At 68.2% G+C, this 18,273-nt stretch carries 18 protein-coding genes; 7 read left to right on the forward strand and 11 right to left on the reverse strand.

Features of this window, described 5'->3' with window-relative positions:
- Positions 1 to 45: 45 nt before the first annotated feature.
- Positions 46 to 390 (reverse strand): hypothetical protein, encoded by a 345-nt coding sequence (locus KK131_RS02655; protein WP_214556628.1) that lies wholly within the window; start codon positions 388 to 390, stop codon positions 46 to 48.
- A gap of 148 nt (positions 391 to 538) precedes the next feature.
- Positions 539 to 871 carry a hypothetical protein gene (locus tag KK131_RS02660; RefSeq protein WP_214555091.1) on the reverse strand — a complete coding sequence of 111 codons (333 nt, stop codon included), beginning with the start codon at positions 869 to 871 and terminating at the stop codon, positions 539 to 541.
- A 165-nt stretch (positions 872 to 1,036) separates the two neighbouring features.
- Here KK131_RS02660 and rlmJ point away from each other — a divergent pair, with 165 nt between their 5' ends.
- Complete coding sequence (rlmJ, locus tag KK131_RS02665; RefSeq protein ID WP_214555093.1) at positions 1,037 to 1,951, forward strand: 23S rRNA (adenine(2030)-N(6))-methyltransferase RlmJ; 915 nt, start codon at positions 1,037 to 1,039, stop codon at positions 1,949 to 1,951.
- A gap of 40 nt (positions 1,952 to 1,991) precedes the next feature.
- On the forward strand, positions 1,992 to 2,507 hold the full coding sequence (locus tag KK131_RS02670) for a Slp family lipoprotein (protein WP_214555095.1): 516 nt from the start codon (positions 1,992 to 1,994) through the stop codon (positions 2,505 to 2,507).
- Between the two features lie 40 nt (positions 2,508 to 2,547).
- Here the strand turns inward: KK131_RS02670 and KK131_RS02675 are convergent, their stop codons facing one another.
- Together KK131_RS02675 and KK131_RS02680 are read right to left on the reverse strand one after the other, a co-directional pair.
- Entirely contained in the window at positions 2,548 to 2,943 is a 396-nt protein-coding gene (locus tag KK131_RS02675) for a VOC family protein (protein WP_214555097.1), read from the reverse strand.
- 70 nt (positions 2,944 to 3,013) lie between these two features.
- Complete coding sequence (locus KK131_RS02680) at positions 3,014 to 3,745, reverse strand: AraC family transcriptional regulator (protein ID WP_214555099.1); 732 nt, start codon at positions 3,743 to 3,745, stop codon at positions 3,014 to 3,016.
- Between the two features lie 88 nt (positions 3,746 to 3,833).
- Between KK131_RS02680 and KK131_RS02685 the strand changes: the two genes are divergently transcribed.
- A complete protein-coding gene (locus KK131_RS02685; RefSeq protein ID WP_214555101.1) occupies positions 3,834 to 4,745 on the forward strand; it encodes a cation diffusion facilitator family transporter in 912 nt (303 codons plus the stop codon).
- A gap of 71 nt (positions 4,746 to 4,816) precedes the next feature.
- Entirely contained in the window at positions 4,817 to 5,356 is a 540-nt protein-coding gene (locus KK131_RS02690; RefSeq protein WP_214555103.1) for a DUF2058 domain-containing protein, read from the forward strand.
- Between the two features lie 91 nt (positions 5,357 to 5,447).
- On the opposite strand, the gene KK131_RS02695 is transcribed toward KK131_RS02690, so the two are convergent.
- Positions 5,448 to 5,843 (reverse strand): VOC family protein, encoded by a 396-nt coding sequence (locus tag KK131_RS02695; RefSeq protein ID WP_214555105.1) that lies wholly within the window; start codon positions 5,841 to 5,843, stop codon positions 5,448 to 5,450.
- Positions 5,840 to 6,238, reverse strand: a complete 399-nt coding sequence (locus KK131_RS02700) for an MmcQ/YjbR family DNA-binding protein (protein ID WP_214555106.1) — start codon at positions 6,236 to 6,238, stop codon at positions 5,840 to 5,842. Before KK131_RS02700 ends, KK131_RS02695 begins: the two co-directional genes overlap by 4 nt.
- Before the next feature lie 198 nt (positions 6,239 to 6,436).
- Here KK131_RS02700 and KK131_RS02705 point away from each other — a divergent pair, with 198 nt between their 5' ends.
- From KK131_RS02705 to KK131_RS02715, 3 genes are all read left to right on the forward strand, one after another.
- A complete protein-coding gene (locus tag KK131_RS02705) occupies positions 6,437 to 7,042 on the forward strand; it encodes a GNAT family N-acetyltransferase (RefSeq protein WP_214555107.1) in 606 nt (201 codons plus the stop codon).
- A 97-nt stretch (positions 7,043 to 7,139) separates the two neighbouring features.
- The gene (mfd, locus tag KK131_RS02710; protein ID WP_214555108.1) at positions 7,140 to 10,706 is read left to right on the forward strand and encodes a transcription-repair coupling factor; all 3,567 of its coding nucleotides are present in this window, start codon (positions 7,140 to 7,142) and stop codon (positions 10,704 to 10,706) included.
- A 692-nt stretch (positions 10,707 to 11,398) separates the two neighbouring features.
- Entirely contained in the window at positions 11,399 to 13,138 is a 1,740-nt protein-coding gene (locus KK131_RS02715; protein ID WP_214555110.1) for a diguanylate cyclase, read from the forward strand.
- A gap of 9 nt (positions 13,139 to 13,147) precedes the next feature.
- Here the strand turns inward: KK131_RS02715 and KK131_RS02720 are convergent, their stop codons facing one another.
- Genes KK131_RS02720 through KK131_RS02740 form a run of 5 tightly spaced genes read right to left on the reverse strand, consistent with a single transcriptional unit; the run spans position 13,148 to position 18,272 of the window.
- Positions 13,148 to 15,418, reverse strand: a complete 2,271-nt coding sequence (locus tag KK131_RS02720; protein WP_214555112.1) for a thiamine pyrophosphate-dependent enzyme — start codon at positions 15,416 to 15,418, stop codon at positions 13,148 to 13,150.
- Positions 15,419 to 15,444: 26 nt separating this feature from the next.
- Positions 15,445 to 16,047: a glutathione S-transferase family protein gene (locus KK131_RS02725; protein WP_214555114.1), complete on the reverse strand. Its 603-nt coding sequence runs from the start codon at positions 16,045 to 16,047 to the stop codon at positions 15,445 to 15,447.
- Positions 16,044 to 16,541, reverse strand: coding sequence for a hypothetical protein (locus KK131_RS02730; protein ID WP_214555115.1), 498 nt, complete (start codon positions 16,539 to 16,541; stop codon positions 16,044 to 16,046). The genes KK131_RS02725 and KK131_RS02730 overlap by 4 nt, the downstream gene beginning before the upstream one ends.
- Positions 16,538 to 17,086 carry a GNAT family N-acetyltransferase gene (locus KK131_RS02735; protein WP_214555117.1) on the reverse strand — a complete coding sequence of 183 codons (549 nt, stop codon included), beginning with the start codon at positions 17,084 to 17,086 and terminating at the stop codon, positions 16,538 to 16,540. The genes KK131_RS02730 and KK131_RS02735 overlap by 4 nt, the downstream gene beginning before the upstream one ends.
- Before the next feature lie 16 nt (positions 17,087 to 17,102).
- Positions 17,103 to 18,272 carry an acyl-CoA dehydrogenase family protein gene (locus tag KK131_RS02740; protein ID WP_214555119.1) on the reverse strand — a complete coding sequence of 390 codons (1,170 nt, stop codon included), beginning with the start codon at positions 18,270 to 18,272 and terminating at the stop codon, positions 17,103 to 17,105.
- Between the last annotated feature and the right edge of the window lies 1 nt (position 18,273).

Consider the following 18,273-nt stretch of genomic DNA (forward strand, 5'->3'; position numbering starts at 1 on the left):
GCTGCCGTCGAGCGGGCGTGAAAGCGCTATCGAAGTGAACGGGAATCAGCCCGCCGGAGGACGCAGCGGCGCGGCGTAAACCACACTGGGCGCGGGCGCGAAGGACGAAGGGACACGCAAGCGCTCCGGGGCCACCGGAACAAGTTCGGTCATGGCGACTGCCGGCAAGACGCTGCCGCACATCGCCGCACAGTGCGCGGACCCCATCGAGCCATGCAGGCCATGATCCTGGTCGCCACAGCAGTCGGAGTGGGCCGGCATGATGTGCTGGCCACGATCGGCAGGATGCGCGATGGACGCGGGCGCGCCCTGATGCGCGTCGCCCATCATTCCGACGGGCATGCCGTGGACCGGCGCGATCGCGAGGATCAGCCACGCCAACCACCCCATCGCCCGGAAGGATGGCAAGCGTGCGACATGGCGTAGCGAGCGGTTCACCGGCACAGCATAAAGTCCGTGCCGGCTGGCCTCAACTCTGGACGGGGGTCCAGCAGCGTCGTGACGGGTGGCCGCCACGTTCGCCCATCGCCCCGACGGACTACTTGCTGTAGCCCATGTGCAGCGTGATCTTGTCGCCGGCCTTCAGGTTGGCCACCGACGCCGGCGGGAAATGCACGCGCAACGACATGCCGGCCGAGTCCACTTCGACGATGCCGGTCTTGCTGTCGACCGAGCTCACGGTGGCCGGCATCATGTGCATGCTGCCGTTCTTGTCGCGATGCATCTTGTGATGCATGCCTCCCATCTGTCCCATGCTGCTCGATGCCGCTGCCGGCGCCATGCCTCCACTGTCCTGGGCACTGACCGTACCGAACGCCAGGCAAAGGCCGAAGGCGGCCGTCGAAACGATGATTTTCGGCGAGAAAGTCATGATGATTCTCCGCGCTGGGGGACGGCCGAAGCCCGCATGCCCGGCCGGTTGCAACTGCAACAGGCGGAGCCTGCACCGGTCGATGTGCAGGAAAGGTTATGTGACGCCGCGGGAGGAGTACGCCGCCGCCCCCTATACTGGGTCACCCCGCCCGCCGTGACCGCCATGAATTACCGCCACGCCTATCACGCCGGCAATTTCGCCGATGTCCTGAAACACGTCGTGCTGCTCGCTCTGATCGAGGCGATGCAGGCCAAACCCACGCCGTTCTGCTACATCGACACCCACGCCGGCAGCGGCAACTATCCACTGGACGGCTTCGAGGCGCGCAAGACCGGTGAGCACCAGGACGGCATCGCGCGCCTGCACCCGGCCGAGAAGGTGCCGCCGCTGCTGCAGCGCTGGCGCGCCGGCATCCTCGGCGGCGCGGGCAACGAGCAGGGTCTGAAACAGTATCCCGGCTCGCCGCTGCAGGTCGCCCGGGCGCTGCGTCCGGGCGACAGCGCGCGGCTGTGCGAACTGCACACCGAGGAAGCGGCCAAACTGCGCGAGCTGTTCCGCGGCAACCCGCAAGTGCACGTGCATCAGCGCGACGGCTACGAGGCGCTGAAAGCGCTGCTGCCGCCGAAGGAAAAGCGCGGCCTGGTGCTGATCGACCCGCCGTACGAGGCGCAGGAAGCCGAGTACAAGCTGATCGAGCAGGCGCTGAAGTCGGCCCTGCTGCGCTGGCCCACCGGCGTCTACGCCGTGTGGTACCCGATCAAGCTGCGCAGCCAGGTGCAGCCGTTCCTGCGCCGTCTGCAGCACAGCGGGGTGAAGCGCATCCTGCGCGCCGAGCTGCTGGTGCATCCGGACGATACGCCGTTGCGCCTCAACGGTTCGGGCATGGTCATCCTCAACGCACCGTGGAACCTCGACGACACCCTGCGCGAACCGCTGCGCGTGCTGGCCAGCCTGCTGTCGCAGGATCGCCCGGCCGAATGGAAGCTGGACTGGCTGCTGGACGAAGCCGGCAGCCAGCTGAACACGCCCAGCCCGTTGCCCGCCTCGCGACTACCGCGGCCGCCGGGCCGCCGCTAAGCTCGACGCACCCAGCCAGCGTTCCTCCAGGAGCACGACCATGCGCACCCGCCCCGCCTTCATGCTGACCCGTCTCGCCGTGCCGGCCGCCCTGCTGATGCTGGCCGCCTGCGCACCGGCGCCGATCTACAAGGCCACCGGCGCCGCGGTCACCGCCGCGCCGTTCCAGGTGGCGCAATCACCCGAGAACTTCAGCAACAGCGAGGTGATCTGGGGTGGCCGCATCGTGCAGGTCAAGGTGCTCGCCGACCACAGCGAGATCGAACTGCTGGCCTATCCGCTGGACTCCTCGCAGCGGCCGAAGGCGAACGACAGCGGCAACGGCCGCTTCATCGCGGTGATGCCCGGCTACGTGGAGCCGCTGGACTATCCCTCCGGCGCGCTCATGACGGTCGACGGCAAGCTCAACGGCAGCCGCGCCGGCAAGGTCGGCGAGGCCGACTACGTGTTCCCGCTGGTCAGCGTGGCGCAATCGCACGTGTGGACCGCCGAGGAAATGAACAAGGGCCGCAACAACGTCCGCTTCGGCGTGGGCCTGGGCGTCGGCATCCGCTGATCCCGCCCACGCACCGGCACTTCGCCGGCCCGACGCCGCATCAGCGCCGGAATTGCGCGAACGTCACGAAGTGGCCGCCCGGTTCGCGATAGCCGATCTCGGTGGCGCCGTAGAACGTGTCGTGCCGCGGCGCCACGATCTCGCAGCTTTCCAGCGCGGCAGCCAGCTCGTCGATGTCGTCCACCTCGACGAACAGGCAGCTGCGATCGCCACGCCAACCCATCGCCGCCGCGTGCGGATCGGCCGCGAGCGAGGCGGTGGTCTGCAGCATCAGTTCGATGCCGTTGCCGAGCAGGATCACGAACGCCGGCCCGCCCTCGCCCGGCACCTCGGCGGTGACCGCAAAGCCCAGCCGGTCGCGCCAGAACGCGAGGCTGGGCGCGATGGTTTCGACGTACAACACGGGCGTGGCCTTGCGGCAAACGGGCGATGTCATGATGGAACTCCTCGAGTGGATGGAGGCGCCAGCATGCATCGTGGCGCCCCGGCCGTCTTGAACGAATGCGTCAGCGCCAGCGTCCGGGCGTGACGCCGGCGAAGCGGCGGAACTCGCGCACGAAATGCGCCTGGTCGCTGTAGCCCGCGGCCAGGGCGACATCGACGGGCCGCTGGTCGCGCCGCTGCAGCAGTTGCCTCGCCCGCTCGAAGCGCAGCCAGCGCAGATGCTGCCGCGGGCTGACCCCGACATGCTCCATGAAACGCCGCTGCAACGTGCGCATGCCCACGCCCATGTCCTCGGCAAGCGCGGCGGTCGTCGACGGCAGCGCCGGTTCCGCCTGCAGCCGCCACAGCAGCCTTGCCGTATCCGTCAGTCGCAGCTGCGGCAGGATCGCCAGCAGACTCGCGTCGGCGCGACGACACCGCGCGACAAAATCGCGATCCTCGCACCACCCATCCAGCGGTGGGCGCCACGCGCGCGCCGGCAACGCGGCAAATTCGGCGCTGCCGTCGGTCAGCAGCGACAATGGCGCACCCAGCAACGGGAACAACCCACCGGGCACGAAGCGGATGCCGAACAGGTCCTGCCGGCCGCCGGCTTGCACCTCGATGGCGCGGGTCATCGTGCCGACCCAGCGCATCCGCGGCGATGCACCGGCAAAATCGCAGATCAGGTCGGCGCAGCCATCGGGAAGAATCCGTTGCGCCGCCCGCTCGCCGTCGACCGCGCTGTCGACGCCCCAATAGGCGGCAACCAGCCCGTGCAGGCGCGGCGATGGCGGGGATTCCCGATAAGTCATGCGCGCATCTTGCCACGGTGCCGATGGGTGCTGGCCGGGATTTCTTGCGGTGCCTTACACTTCACGGCCACTGCCGAAGGAACCGCACATGTCCGGCCACGCCGCCAACCCGATCAAAGCCATCCTGCTCGCGCTGGGCGCCAATTTCGCCATCTTCGTGGCCAAGCTGTTCGCCGCCTTCGTCACCGGTTCCGGCGCGATGATGGCCGAGGCGGTGCACTCTCTGGCCGACTGCGGCAACCAGGGCCTGCTGCTGCTCGGCATCCGCCAGGCCAGGCGCCCACCGTCCGACGAGTTCCCGCTGGGCTGGGGCCGTGCGCTGTACTTCTGGTCGTTCCTCGTCGCCATCCTGCTGTTCAGCGTGGGCGGCATGTTCTCGATCTACGAAGGCATCCACAAGCTCACGAATCCCGAGCCGCTCAAGTGGCCGTGGCTGGCGCTGGGCGTGCTCATTTTCGGCATCGTGGTCGAGGGCATCTCGATGCGCGGCTGCCTGCAGGAAGTGAACAAGGCCCGCGGCGACCAGGATCTGTGGACGTGGTTCCGCCAGACGCGCTCCAGCGAGCTGCTGGTGATCTTCGGCGAAGACCTCGCCGCTCTTGTCGGCCTGTGCCTGGCCGCGATCGCCGTGGGCGCCACCATGCTCACCGGCAACCTGATGTTCGACGCCGCCGGCACCATCGCGATCGGCGTGCTGCTGATCGTGGTGGCGGTGCTGGTGGCGATCGAGGTCAAGGCGTTGTTGATCGGCCAAGGCGTGGAACCGCGCCGCCGCGAGGAACTGCTGGCCTTCCTCAACGCGCGCCCGGAAGTTGCCGAAGTGCTGAACCTGATCACCCTGCAGATGGGCCCGGACGTGATGGTCGCGGTGAAGGCGCGCATGCAGCCCACCGCCGGCAACCACCACCTGATCGAGGCGATCAACACCGTCGAGGCCGCCATGAAAACAGAATTCGGCGATGTGCGCTGGAGCTTCTTCGAGCCGGACGATGCGGATTGACCGGTAACGGTTGAACGCGCGAGCCCACGCTACAATCCCACCCCCAGTTCCGCCCGCCTCTCTCGCCCCCCATGCGCAACCCCCTGCAAGAACAACTGCTCAAGGCTGGCCTGGTCAACAAGGCTAAGGCCGCGCAGGTCGTGCGCGAGCAGGCGAAGAAGCACAAGGGCAAGGGGCCGGTGGCGCCGAGTGCCGAGCAGGTGGAGGCGCAGCGGTTGCAGGCGGAGAAGGCCGAGCGCGATCGCGCGCTGGCCGCCGAGCGCAATGCGCAGGCGCGGGCCCACGAGGCGCGCGCGCAGGTGCGGCAGATCGTCGAGACGCACAAGGTGAAGCGCGAGGGCGAGATCGCCTATCGCTTTACCGACGGCGACAAGATCAAGGACGTGCTGGTGAACGAGGCGCTGCGTGCGCAGTTGGCCAGCGGCACTCTGGTGATCGTGCGTCACGACCATGGCTACGAGCTGCTGCCGCGTGCGGCCGCGGACAAGGTGTATGAACGCGACGCAGCGATGATCGTGCTCGACCACGGCCGTGCCGAAACCGGCAGCGGCAATGACGCGGACGACGAGTACTACAAGCAGTTCCAGGTGCCGGACGACCTGGTCTGGTAGTGCTTGAAAGCGCCATCCGTAGTCACGAGGCCCTTCGACTCCGCTGCGCTACGCTCAGGGAGAACGGTTTTCTCTACGTTTGCGTGCTGGATCAGTCGCGCTTCAGTTCCAGCAGATCCCAGCCATTGCCGTACAGATCCTCGAACACCGCCACCGTGCCGTAGGCCTCGTGGCGCGGCTCCTCGCGGAAATGCACGCCGGCGGCGCGCATGCGTTGCCAGTCGCGCTGGAAGTCGTCGGTGTGGAGCAGCAGGAACACGCGGCCGCCGGTCTGGTTGCCGATGCGCGAGGCCTGCTCGTCGCCTTTCGCCCTGGCCAGCAGCAAACGGGTTTCGCGCGAACCAGGCGGCGCCAGCAGCACCCAGCGCTTGCCGCCGCCCATGTCGGTGTCTTCGACCAGCTCGAAACCGAGCGCGCGGGTGTACCAGGCGATCGCCTCGTCGTAGTCGGCGACCAGCAGCGCCAATGCGCCGAGATGCTGTTTCATTTTCTTGCCTTGACTGTCGGCAGCGGCCCCAGCTCCGTCTGCAATTTTTTCGTCAGCTTCGCGCGGATCAGCGTGTAGGCATCGAGGATGAAGGTCTCCAATTCCACGGTGGCGAAACGCTGCGGTTCGGTGATCGAGATCCAGTGCGCGCGGGCCAGGTACGGCGCCGGGATGATGCCGGGCTGGTCGGTGAGTTCGAGGAAACGGTCGTCGGCCACCTTGAATGACAACCGCCCGCCTTCACTGCCGTCCGACGGCATCACGGCGAACATCTTGCCGCCGACGCTGAACACCATGTCGACGCCCCACTTGGTATCGCGGGTGACGCCGGGCCAGTGGCCGCACAGCGCTTCCAACTGGGCCGCGGTGAGACCATTTGCCGGTTTGCGGGTCATGCCGTGCTCCGAGGAAATCCAGCCTCGCATTGTGCGGGCGTGATACGTGCCCTGTCTGCCATGGCCACATTATCCCGTACTGCAACATGGGCCGGTCGATCACAGCGGTGGCTCCGGTGTATGCGGCAGCTCACCGCAGGGCCCGTCATTGCAAATTCATGTTGCATTGCACACAATACGCAAAAGTATGGAACTGCCATGATTCCTGCCATCGACTTCTCTGCCCCGTCCCGTTACGCCTCGTTGCCGCCACGCAGCAGCGAGCGCTTTGCGCGCCCCAAGGTGGCGCCGTCGTCGCACGGCGAGCAGGTGCGTACCCAGGACGGCCGCGAGCTGGTGTTGCGGCCGATCGAACCGGGTGACGTGGCCGCGATGCAACGCTGCTTCACCCGGCTGTCGCCGGAGGACATCCGCCGCCGCTTCCTGCATGCGATGTCCGAGCTGCCCGCGCCGATGGCGCAGCGGCTGTGCCGCATCGACCCCGCGCTGGAGACTGCCTATGTGCTGATGGACGAGTCCATCAAGCCGGCCGAGATGCGCGGCGTGGGCCGGATCTTCGTCGACGAGGCCACCGACAGCGCCGAGTTCTCGGTACTGGTGGAACAGGACTGGAGCCGGCTCGGCCTGGGCGCGCTACTGATGCAGCGGCTGGTCGACGACTGCCGCCGTCGCGGTCTCGCCGAGCTGTGGGGCTACGTGCTGCAGGAGAACCGGCCGATGCTGCAGCTGTGCAAGGAACTGGGCTTCACTCAGCGGATGATGCCGGACGAACCGGGCACGGCGCAGATCACGTTGAAGCTGTAGAACCGCAACGGCGGGTGGGGCCTGTCGGAGCCATCGCGTTACACTTGCCCGCTTTCCCCGGCGCGGCTCGATGGCGGCGCCTTGACCATGCGTCCCCATGACCAGTCCGATCAAGCACCCGCCCCTGCCGACCACCCCCAAGCAACGCCGCTACTGGACGCCGCCACACGGTTCCGGCCGGGCGCTGCTGCTCGCCGAGGCGGCGCGCACGCACGAGGGCCTGCTGGTGGTGGTGGCGCGCGACACCCAGCGCGCGCAGGCGCTGGAGTCCGAACTGAAGATCTTCGCCGGCGGCCTGCCGGTGCTGCATTTCCCGGACTGGGAAACCCTGCCCTACGACGCGTTCAGCCCGCACCCGGAGATCGTCTCGCAGCGCATCGCCACGCTGTACCAGCTGCCGAACGTGAAGCGCGGCGTGCTGGTGGTGCCGGTGGCCACGCTGATGCAGCGGATCGCGCCGCGTTCGCACATCACCGGCTCCGGGCTGGTGCTGGCGAAACGGCAGAAGCTGGATCTCGCCAGCGAACAGCGCCGGCTGGAAGCATCCGGCTACCGCAACGTGCCGCAGGTGGCCGAACCGGGCGACTTCGCGGTACGCGGCGCATTGCTGGACATCTTCCCGATGGGCACGGCCGAGCCGTACCGCATCGAGCTGTTCGACGACGAAGTGGAGTCGATCCGCAGCTTCGACCCGGAAACCCAGCGCTCGCAGCAGCAGGTGGACCGGGTCGAGCTGCTGCCCGCGCGCGAGTTTCCGCTCACCGACGAAGCGGCGAAGGAGTTCCGCGGCAACCTGCGCGAGCGCTTCCCGATCGACGTGCGCCGCTGCCCGCTGTACCAGGACATGAAGGAAGGTGTGACGCCCGGCGGCATCGAGTACTACCTGCCACTGTTCTTCCCCCAGACGGCAACCTTGTTTGATTACCTCGCCGACGATGCGCTGTTCGTGCTCGGCGAAGGCGCCGGCGAAGCGGCCGACCAGTTCTGGGCGCAGACCGCCGAACGCTACGACCAGCGTGCGCATGACATCGAACGCCCGGTACTGCCTCCGGCCGAACTCTATCTGCCGCCGGAACAGTTGCGCGAGCGGCTCAACAAGCGGCTGCGCGTGGAGGTGGTCGATCCAGGCCACGAGCACGCCGTCGACACCGGCACCCAGCCGGCGCCGGAGTTGCCGCTCAATCGCAAGGGCGAGGAGCTGGGCACGTCGCTGCGGCATTTCCTGGCCAGCTATCCGGGCCGGGTGTTGATCGCCGCGGATTCGGCGGGGCGGCGCGAAGCATTGATCGAGACGCTGGCGAGTGCGGGACTGAAGCCCGAGCACGTCGAAAACTGGGCAGCTTTTCTTGTTCGTCATCCCAGCGAAAACTGGGATCCCGCGACTCTGGACGCCCAAAAGGCACTGGATGACCAGCATTCGCTGTTGAAGAGCTCTTCCGGCTTTCGCCGGAATGACGAAAAAAACCTTCCACGCTTCGTCATCACCATCGCCCCGCTCGAACAAGGTTTTGCGCTGACCAAACCCGCGATCACCGTGCTCACCGAGCGCGAGCTGTACGGCGAACGGGTGCGCAGCGAGCGCGACCGCAAGCGCCGCCGCGGCACCGCGCGCGACCCCGAAGCGATCATCCGCGACCTCACCGAGCTCACCCCCGGCGCGCCGATCGTGCACGTCGACCACGGCGTGGGCCGCTACCAGGGCCTGGTGTCGATGGACGTGGGCGGCATGGACGGCGAGTTCCTCACCATCGAGTACGCCAAGGGCGACAAGCTGTACGTGCCGGTGGCGCAGCTGGGCCTGGTCAGCCGCTACTCCGGCACCGCGCCGGAGCTGGCGCCGCTGCATTCGCTGGGCGGCGACGCGTGGGAGCGCGCGCGCCGCAAGGCCGCCGAGAAGGTGCGCGACGTCGCCGCCGAGCTGCTGGCGATCTACGCGCAGCGCCAGGCCCGCGGCGGCGAATCGCTGCCGATCGATCGCCAGCTGGTGGAAGAGTTCGGCAGCACTTTCCCGTTCGAGGAAACTCCCGACCAGGAAAGCGCGATCGAGGCGGTGCTGAACGATCTTGCCGCAGCGCGCGCGATGGACCGGGTGATCTGCGGCGACGTCGGCTTCGGCAAGACCGAGGTGGCGCTGCGCGCCGCGTTCGCCACCGCCACCGCCGGCAAGCAGGTCGCCGTGCTGGTGCCGACCACCCTGCTCGCCCAGCAGCACTACCGCAATTTCGCCGACCGTTTCGCCGACTGGCCGGTGCGCGTGGACGTGCTGTCGCGCTTCAAGTCGACCAAGGAAGTGAACGAGGCGCTGAAGCGCCTCGCCGACGGCCAGATCGACGTGATCGTAGGCACGCACAAGCTGTTGCAGCCGGACGTCAAGTTCAAGAACCTCGGCCTGGTCATCGTCGACGAGGAGCAGCGCTTCGGCGTGCGCCAGAAGGAACAGCTGAAGAAGCTGCGCGCCGAGGTCGACCTGCTGACGATGACCGCCACACCGATCCCGCGCACGCTGAACATGGCGATGGCCGGCCTGCGCGACCTGTCGCTGATCGCCACGCCGCCGGCGCACCGCAGCGCCGTGCGCACCTTCATCTCGGCGTGGGACCCGGCGACGATCCGCGAGGCGCTGCAGCGCGAGCTGTCGCGCGGCGGCCAGGTGTACTTCCTGCACAACGAGGTGCAGAGCATCGAACGTACCGTGCGCGAGCTGGAGGAACTGGTGCCGGACGCGCGCATCCGCATCGCCCACGGCCAGATGCCGGAGCGCGAACTGGAAGGCGTGATGGCGGACTTCCACCGCCAGCGCTTCAACGTGCTGGTGTGCACCACCATCATCGAAACCGGCATCGACATCCCCACCGCCAACACCATCATCATCGACCGCGCCGACCGCTTCGGCCTCGCGCAACTGCACCAGCTGCGCGGCCGCGTGGGGCGCTCGCACCACCGCGCGTATGCATACCTGGTGGTGCCCGACCGCCGCTCGATCACCGCGGACGCGCAGAAGCGGCTGGAAGCCCTCGCCTCGCTGGAAGAACTCGGCGCCGGCTTCACCCTGGCCACGCACGACCTGGAGATCCGCGGCGCCGGCGAGCTGCTCGGCGACGAGCAGTCCGGCCAGATCCAGGAGATCGGCTTCGGCCTGTACACCGAATTGCTGGACCGCGCGGTGCGCGCGCTGAAGTCGGGCAAGGTGCCGGACTTCGACCTCAGCAGCGAGCACGAAACCGAAGTCGAGCTGCACCTGCCCGCGCTGATCCCCGACGACTACCTGCCTGACGTGCACGCACGCCTCACCCTGTACAAGCGCATCGCCAGCGCACGCAGCGAGGACGACCTGCGCGACCTGCAGGTGGAGATGATCGACCGCTTCGGCCTGCTGCCCGGTCCGACCAAGCAGCTGTTCGCCGTGGCCAGCCTGAAACTGATGGCCACCCCGCTCGGCATCCGCAAGCTCGACTTCGACGCGAACGGCGGCCGCATCGTGTTCCGCGAGAAGCCCGAGGTGAACCCGATGACCATCATCCAGCTGATCCAGCGCCAGCCGCGCGTGTACAAGCTGGACGGCCAGGACAAGCTGAAGGTGATCCTCGACCTGCCCGGTGCCAGCGAGCGCATCCGCAGCGCGCAGGAACTGCTGGTGACGCTGGGCGCGCGCCGGCCTGGGTGAGTGGTCGCAGCGCCGCGGCTCGCCTGCCCCTGGCAACCGGCCCAGCATCGCGGCCGTGCGACAGGGGCGCGCATCCATCCCGAATCCGCCACGGCGGCCCGCTCGTGTGCTTCGGCCTTGCCGACCTGCTCATCCTCGCCTGCATCGCCATCGACACGATCCGGCAACGCCGCCTGCATCCGGCGTTCGGCTGAGGAGCCGCCGTGATCATCGTGTCGCAACCGCTGCGCCTGTGGCTGGCCGGCACTCCGGCCTGGATGGCTTTTGCGGGCCGGCTGGCCGGCGGAGCGGCTTCGCGCCGGCAGGACGATGGTCACTGGCCGTCGATATCCCTGCTCCGCACAATGCACCCCCGATACCGCGACGGATGACCCTCCGCGTCCGGATTGAACCACTTCGGCCGCCCCATGCCGGGTGCCGTCCGTCCGGGAGCCCGCAAACGGCGCGTGGCCTGGCTGTGCGGCACGGGCCGTGGCATTGGCACGGCCCGTGCTTGACACGGGGACAAAAGATGATGCACGTTCGGCTGTTGTCGCCCGCTCCATGGCAGGTCACGGGGCGGGGATCCGGCGGGCAAGGAGACAGGCGGCCCTGTGCCCTGGAGCATGCCGGGGCGTGATGCCGCGGAGCGGCCTGCACGCGCACCATCCACCTGCAGTCCTGCAAGATGCTCGCACAGCGGGGAGAGGCAAATGGAGAGGCTGGTCACAATGCCGACATCGATCCGCCCAAGGCGATCATGGTGCGGCTTCGTGCTGGGCCTGTTCTGGTTCGGACTGGGCGTGGTCCACGCCGCCACGCCGCTGAACGGTGCCTGGCGCGAGGCGCACGCTGGCGACACGCCGCAATCCGTGCTGCACGAATACCATGCCGGCCTGCTGAAGAGTTTCGATCCGTCCCTGCTGCAGCGGTTCCCGCAGAACAGCACCGGCAGCTGGGTGGTGATCGCGCCACAGCCGCCCTGGGACAACAACACGACACGGGTGCTGACGATCTACCCGCCCACGCTGGGCTCGGTCACCGTGTTCGGCAGCGATCAGCCGCAGACACTGGCGCTGGACGACTTCAGCGCATCGACCCACGGCCACGGCCGGCTGGCCTGGCAACTGCCCGCCAGCATGGCCGGCTCGGCGCCGATCCTGCTGAAGTTCGAACCGTCGCAGACGCTGAGCGCACCGGTACGCTTCCACCTGGAATCCTGGAACGAGTACGCGCGCGCCGACGCGCAGTGGCTGGTCTTCGCCAGCGCCTGTTTCGCGGTGATGCTGGCCATGGTGCTGATGGCGCTGTGCTTCGCGCTGATGCTGCGCGACGTCACCTACGCCTGGTACGCCGGCTACATCCTCTGCTACGCGCTGATCCAGGGCATCCAGACCGGCTTCGTGTTCCATCCGATGGAGTGGGAATGGCTGTCGGGCATGGCCTTGCTGGCCGGTTCGGCCGCCGTGGCGCTGTCGGTCGCGTTCGCCTCGCTGTTCATGATGCGGTTCTGCGAACTGCAGAGTTACGCGCCGCTGCTGCGGGTGCCGATCATGGCGCTGGCGGTGGGCATGATCCAGCTGGTGCTGATGCGCAGCAGCCGGATCCCGTTGCTGGTCGAGGTGGCGCAGATCCTGCTCAACCCCTTGCTGATGATCGGCGCCGCCTTGCTGCTGGTGGCCGCCATCGTCGCCGCGGCGCGCGGTTCGCGCCAGGCATGGTTCTTCCTGGCCGGCTGGACGCCGCTGCTGCTGCTCACCGCGCTGACCAGCGCCCAGGTCGGCGGCGCGCTGCCGCAACTGGACTGGCTCAACGACGCCAGCCTGGCCGGCGGTGCGTTCGAGGCGATCGTGCTGTCGATCGGCCTGGCCGACCGTGCGCTCAGGTTGCGCCACGACCGCGACATCGTGCGGGTGCTGGCCGACCACGACGCGCTCACCAACGTGCTGAACCGCCGCGCCTGGACCGAGCGCGCCAGCGCCCTGCTGTCCAGCGGACCGCCGCGGCCTATCGCGCTGCTGTTCCTCGACCTGGATCATTTCAAGCTGCTGAACGATCGCCAGGGCCACAACGCCGGCGACCGCGCCCTGGTCGCCGTGGCCAAGGCGCTGGCCACCGAGCTGCGACCCGCCGACCTGCTCGGCCGCTACGGCGGCGAGGAGTTCGTCGCCCTTCTCGACGGCATCCCGGCGCAACAGGCCATGCAGGTGGCGACCCGCCTGTGCCGGCGCGTGCACCGGCTGGAAATACCCGTCAGCGAGGATTCGCTGCTGCTCAGCGTCAGCATCGGCGTCGCCGCGCGCCGGGAAGGCGACGACGTGGAGTCCCTGGTCGATCGCGCCGACCAGGCCATGTACGACGCCAAGCTGGGCGGCCGCAACCGGGTCTCGCTGCACGCCAACAGCACACCGGCCGGCCCGCGCCTGCACGTGGTGGAAACGCGCGAGCGTTGACCGCTGCCGTCAGCGCTTCGCCAGCTCCCGCGCCGCCGCCGCCACCTCGGCCTCGCCCGGCAGCACCAGCAGCGCCGCCCCGGCCAGCGGGGTGAAGGTGTCAGCGCCGACCACGCGCTTGAGCGGCGTGGCACCGCAGCCGCCTTCGACAATCGCGGTGATCACGCCCTCGCCCACACCGGCGCTCTTGCGGCCTTCGTCCAGCACCAGGATGCGTTTGGCGGTCTTCGCCTGCGCCGCGATGAAGGCGTCGTTGAGCGGCGCCAGCCAGCGCAGGTCGACCACGCGCACCTGCCAGCCCAGCTCCTTTTCGATCGTGCGCGCGGCGCGCAGCGCCATCGGCACGCCGTTGCCGAAGGTGAACACCACCAGGTCGTTCGCCGCCTCGTTGTAGATGCGGCCTTCGCCCAGCGTCATCGCCTGATCGGGTGCGGGATAGTCGAACTGCCACTGGCCGTCGCCGGCTTCGTACAGGTCCTTGGTCATGTACAGCGCGATCGGTTCGAGAAAGGCGCACACGCGGCCGTCCACTTTCGCCAGCGCCATCAACGTGCGCAACATCATCGCCGCGTCGTCGCCGCGGCTGGGGCAACCCACCACCAGCCCGGGAATGTCGCGCAGCGCGGTGATCGAGTTGTCGTTGTGGAAGTGGCCGCCGAAGCCCTTCTGGTAGCCCAGCGAGGCGACGCGCATCACCATCGGGTTGCGGTACTGGCCGTTGGAGAAGAACTGCAGCGACGCCGCCTCGCCGCGGATCTGGTCGCAGGCGTTGTGGAAGTACGCCAGGTACTGGATCTCCGGCAGCGGCAGCATGCCCATGTTCGCGTAGCCCTGGGCCAGGCCCAGGATCATCGTCTCGTCCAGCAGCGTGTTGAACACGCGGCTGCCCTTGAAGACCTTGTTGAGGCCCTTGGTGACGGTGTACACACCGCCCTTCTGCGCCACGTCCTCGCCGAACAGCAGCGCCTCGGGATACTTCGCCAGCAGGTCGTGCAGCGCCTGCCCGATCTGGATCGCCAGATGCCGCGGCGGCAGTTTCTCCGGCAGCTTCGCCTCGCCGCCGAACACCGCCAGGCGCTTCTCCGCGTAGTCGGCGCGCTCGGCCTCGGCCTTCACCGCGGCCGGCGTGTACGGCGCCAGCGGCTTCATCACGTCTTCCAGCGAGGTCAGCCGATGGCGCGAATCCGCGTCCTCGGCGGCGGCGAAGCAGCGCTTGCGGGTGGCCTCGTACAGGTCCAGCAACGCATCCTTCGAATACAGGCCCGACTCCAGCGCGATGCCGGCCGAGCGCAGCAGCGGATCGGTCGCCTCCACCGCAAAGAGTTCTTCGATCGAGCGCCACTCGATCTCGAAGTCGGTGCCGGCGTGGCCCATCACGCGGGTGGTCTTGAGGTGCAGGAAGGTGGGCCGGCGCGTGCCGCGGCAATGCTCCACCGCGCGCCGCACCTGGGCGTAGCCTTCGGCCAGGTCGAGGCCGTCGGCGAAGAAATAATCCAGGTTCGCGCGATGCTGGTAGTTGTTCGCGATCCAGCCGCTGGGCGTCTTCACCGAGATGCCGATGCCGTTGTCCTCGCACACGAACAGCACCGGCGCGGGCAGCTTCTGGTACGCCGTCCACGCCGCGGTGTTGAACGCGGTCTGTGCGGTGGCATGGTTGCTGGAAGCGTCGCCGAACGAGCAGATCGTGATGCTGTCCTCGGGAATCGGCAGCGGGTGGCCGATGCGCCGGGCCTGCTCGATCGCCACGGCGGTACCCAGCGCCTTGGGCAGGTGCGAGGCGATCGTGGAGGTCTGCGGCAGCACCCACAACGGCTTGCTGCCCCACACCTTGTGGCGGCCGCCGGAGGCCGGATCGTCCTTGCTGGCGGCGAAGCTCAGCGCCGAATCCATCACCGGGTCCATCCCCGGGATCTTGCGGAAGCGCTCGGCCATGAACCCGCCCGAGCGGTAATGCAGGAACGCCGGATCGGTATGCCGGGCCAGCCGCGCCACCATCGCGTTGCCCTCGTGGCCGCTGGAGCCGATCGTGTAGAACACCTTGTTCTGCACGCGCAGCACGCGCGCCATCAGGTCGAGGTGGCGCGAGATCAGCTGCGATTCCAGCAGCTCGCGAAACCCCCGTGCATCCAGCGCGCTGCCCGGCAGCACCGCCTCGCTGTCGCGCGGCGCGGCGCGCACGTCGCCCCGCCACAGCTGCACGAACTCGATGAAGTTCTGGTCGACGATCTCGGCACGGTTGAAACCCTTGTGGCGAGCGCTGAGGGTGAACGGTAGGGACATGGCGGTTATCGGCAAGGTGGGTAGGGTCAATGTTGCATCGGGGTGTGGCCAGGCTGTGCCCGCACGCGGGCCAGCCAGTCACGGATGTTCGGGAAGGCGGACAGATCGAACCCGCCGTCGCCGGCGCAATGGGTGTATGCGTACAGCGCGATGTCGGCGATGCCGTAGCGCTCGCCCACGAACCACTCGCGCCCGGCCAGGTGCCGTTCCATCACCGCCAGTACCTGCGCGCCCTTCTGCAGCAGCGCCGGAACCTCGGCCTGGCGCGGGTGGTCGGGCGGCAGCCAGCCGCGGATGAAGCGCGCCACCGCGATGCACGGCTCGTGGCTGTACTGCTCGAAGAACAGCCACTGCAGCGTCTGCGCGCGCAGCCAGCGATCGTCCGGCAGGAACGGCGTGCCTTCGGCGAGGTAACAGAGGATCGCGTCGGATTCGGCCAGCCGGCGGCCGTCGTCCAGCTCCAGCAGCGGCACCTTGCCGTTCGGGTTCTTCGCCAGGTAGCCCGGCGTGCGCGTCTCGCCATGTGCGCTGTCCACGTCGACCCAGCGGTAGTCGCGGCCCAGCTGGTCCAGCAGCAGCTGCAGCTTGTAGCAGTTGCCGGAGGCACGCATGCCGTAGATGGTGATCATTGCCGTTCCTCGCTCAAGCGCTTCAGCAGCGCCGCGCGCTGCAGGTCCTTGGGGCGTCCGAAACTTTCCAGCACGCGGATCTGTTCCGCCACCACGGGAATCGGGACCGCGAGGCCGCCCCTATCCAGCGTGACGATCCGGTCGACCCGCACCGGCTCCCAGCCGCGTTCGCCGCAGAGTTCGAGGCCGCCCATCACTTCCACCGGCAACCCGGGGAAACGGAAGCGGGCGAAACACGAACGGAAACGCTCTTCGCCGCGCGGCACATAAGTATCATCGCGCCGGGCCCGCCAATGCCCGATCAGGGTTTCCGCATCGCGCACGCTGGTCAACACGTCGAGATCGGCCACCGTCACCTCCGCGCCGGCCAGCCGCGCCGCGGCGCTGCCGATCAGCGTCCACGGATCGCGGCAAAGGCGATGCAGGTCCGGTACCGCCGCAGCGAGTACCTCGCGCAATGCCGCCGCCGTGTCGACATGGACGGAGGCACTCATGGCCGTGCGCGGCGACGGCGCCATTGCTCGCGCGTCTGTGCCCATATCTCGGTCGGCGAATCCTCGTACGGCGCCGGCAGCTTGCCCGGCCCGCGGCAGGTCGAGCCGAGCCGCTGCGCCAGCGCCTGCGAGGCGTGGTTGTCCGGATGGATCGAATGGATCATCTCGCTCCAGCCCAGTCGGTCGAACGTCCAGTCGACCGCCGCCACGCAGCCTTCCAGCGCGTAGCCCTTGCCCCAGGCGGCGCGCGCCAGGCCCCAGCCCACTTCCGTACCGGGCCAGTCGGCCGGATGCCATGGCCCGAGCCGGCCGATCCACTGGCCGCTGCTTTTCTCGATCACCGAGAACATCGCAAAACCCTGGATCGACCAGGCGCCCGCCAGGGTCAGGAAACCGCGCCAGGCGGCGGCGCGTGATTGTTGGCCACCGATGAACTGCGCCGCCTCGGCGTCGGCCATGTTGGCCGCGTAGGCATCGAAATCCTCCGCCCGCGGCGGACGCAGGATCAGCCGATCGGTTTCGATGCGCAGCGAATCGAGGTCCATGCGCGCCACGCTCCGCTCAGAATGCGTTGATGCCGGTCAGCTCGCGGCCCACCACCAGCTCGTGCACCGTCTCGGTGCCTTCATAGGTGATCACCGATTCCAGGTTCAGCGCGTGGCGGATCGCGCCGTGTTCGGTGGTGATGCCGGCGCCGCCGAGGATGTCGCGGCACTGGCGCGCGATGTCGATCGCCATGCGGCAGTTGTTCCACTTCGCCAGCGAGACCTGGGTCGGCTGTATCCTGCCGGCATCCTTCAGCCGACCCAGCTGCAGCGACAGCAGCTGCGCGGTGGTGATGCGGCGGGCCATGTCGGCCATCTTCAGCTGCACCGCCTGGTTGGAGGCGAGCGGACGGCCGAACAGGATGCGCTCCTTCGTGTAGTCGAGCACTTCCTTGAGGCAAGCCTGCGCGGCGCCGATCGGGCCCCAGGTGATGCCGTAGCGCGCCTGGGTCAGGCAACCCAGCGGCCCCTTCAGGCCCTTCGCGTTCGGCAGCCGCGCGCTGTCCGGCACACGCACGTTGTCGAAGAACAGCGCGCTGGTGACCGAGGCGCGCAGGCTCATCTTCTTGTGGATTTCCTGCGCCTTGAAGCCGGCCGTGTCGGTCGGCACCACGAAGCCCTGGATGCCGTCCCCGGTCTGCGCCCACACGATGGCGATGTGCGCCAGGTTGCCGTTGGTGATCCACATCTTGGCGCCGTTGATGACCCAGTCGCCGCCATCCTTCTTCGCGTGGGTCTTCATGTTCGCCGGATCGGAACCGCCGTGCGGTTCGGTCAGGCCGAAGCAGCCGATCACTTCGCCGGCCGACATCTGCGGCAGGTAGTGCTGCTTCTGCTCCTCGCTGCCGTAGGCGTAGATCGGGTACATGCACAGCGAGCTCTGCACCGAGGCAAAGCTGCGCAGGCCCGAATCGCCGCGCTCCAGCTCCTGGCAGATCAGGCCATAGCTCACGCCGTTCATGCCGGCGCCGCCGTAGGTCTCGGGAATCGTGGCGCCGAGCAGGCCGAGCGCGGCGATCTCCGGGATCAGTTCCTTCGGGAAACGCGCCTGGTCGAAGCAGTCGCCGATGATCGGCAGCACGCGCTCGTCGACGAAGCGGCCGACGGTGTCCTGCACCATGCGTTCCTCGTCGGTGAGCAGCGAACGGACATCGTACAGATCGAGCGGATTCAGACTGACAGCCATG

Source organism: Rhodanobacter sp. LX-99 (genome assembly GCF_018599185.1).
Taxonomy (GTDB): Bacteria; Pseudomonadota; Gammaproteobacteria; order Xanthomonadales; family Rhodanobacteraceae; genus Rhodanobacter.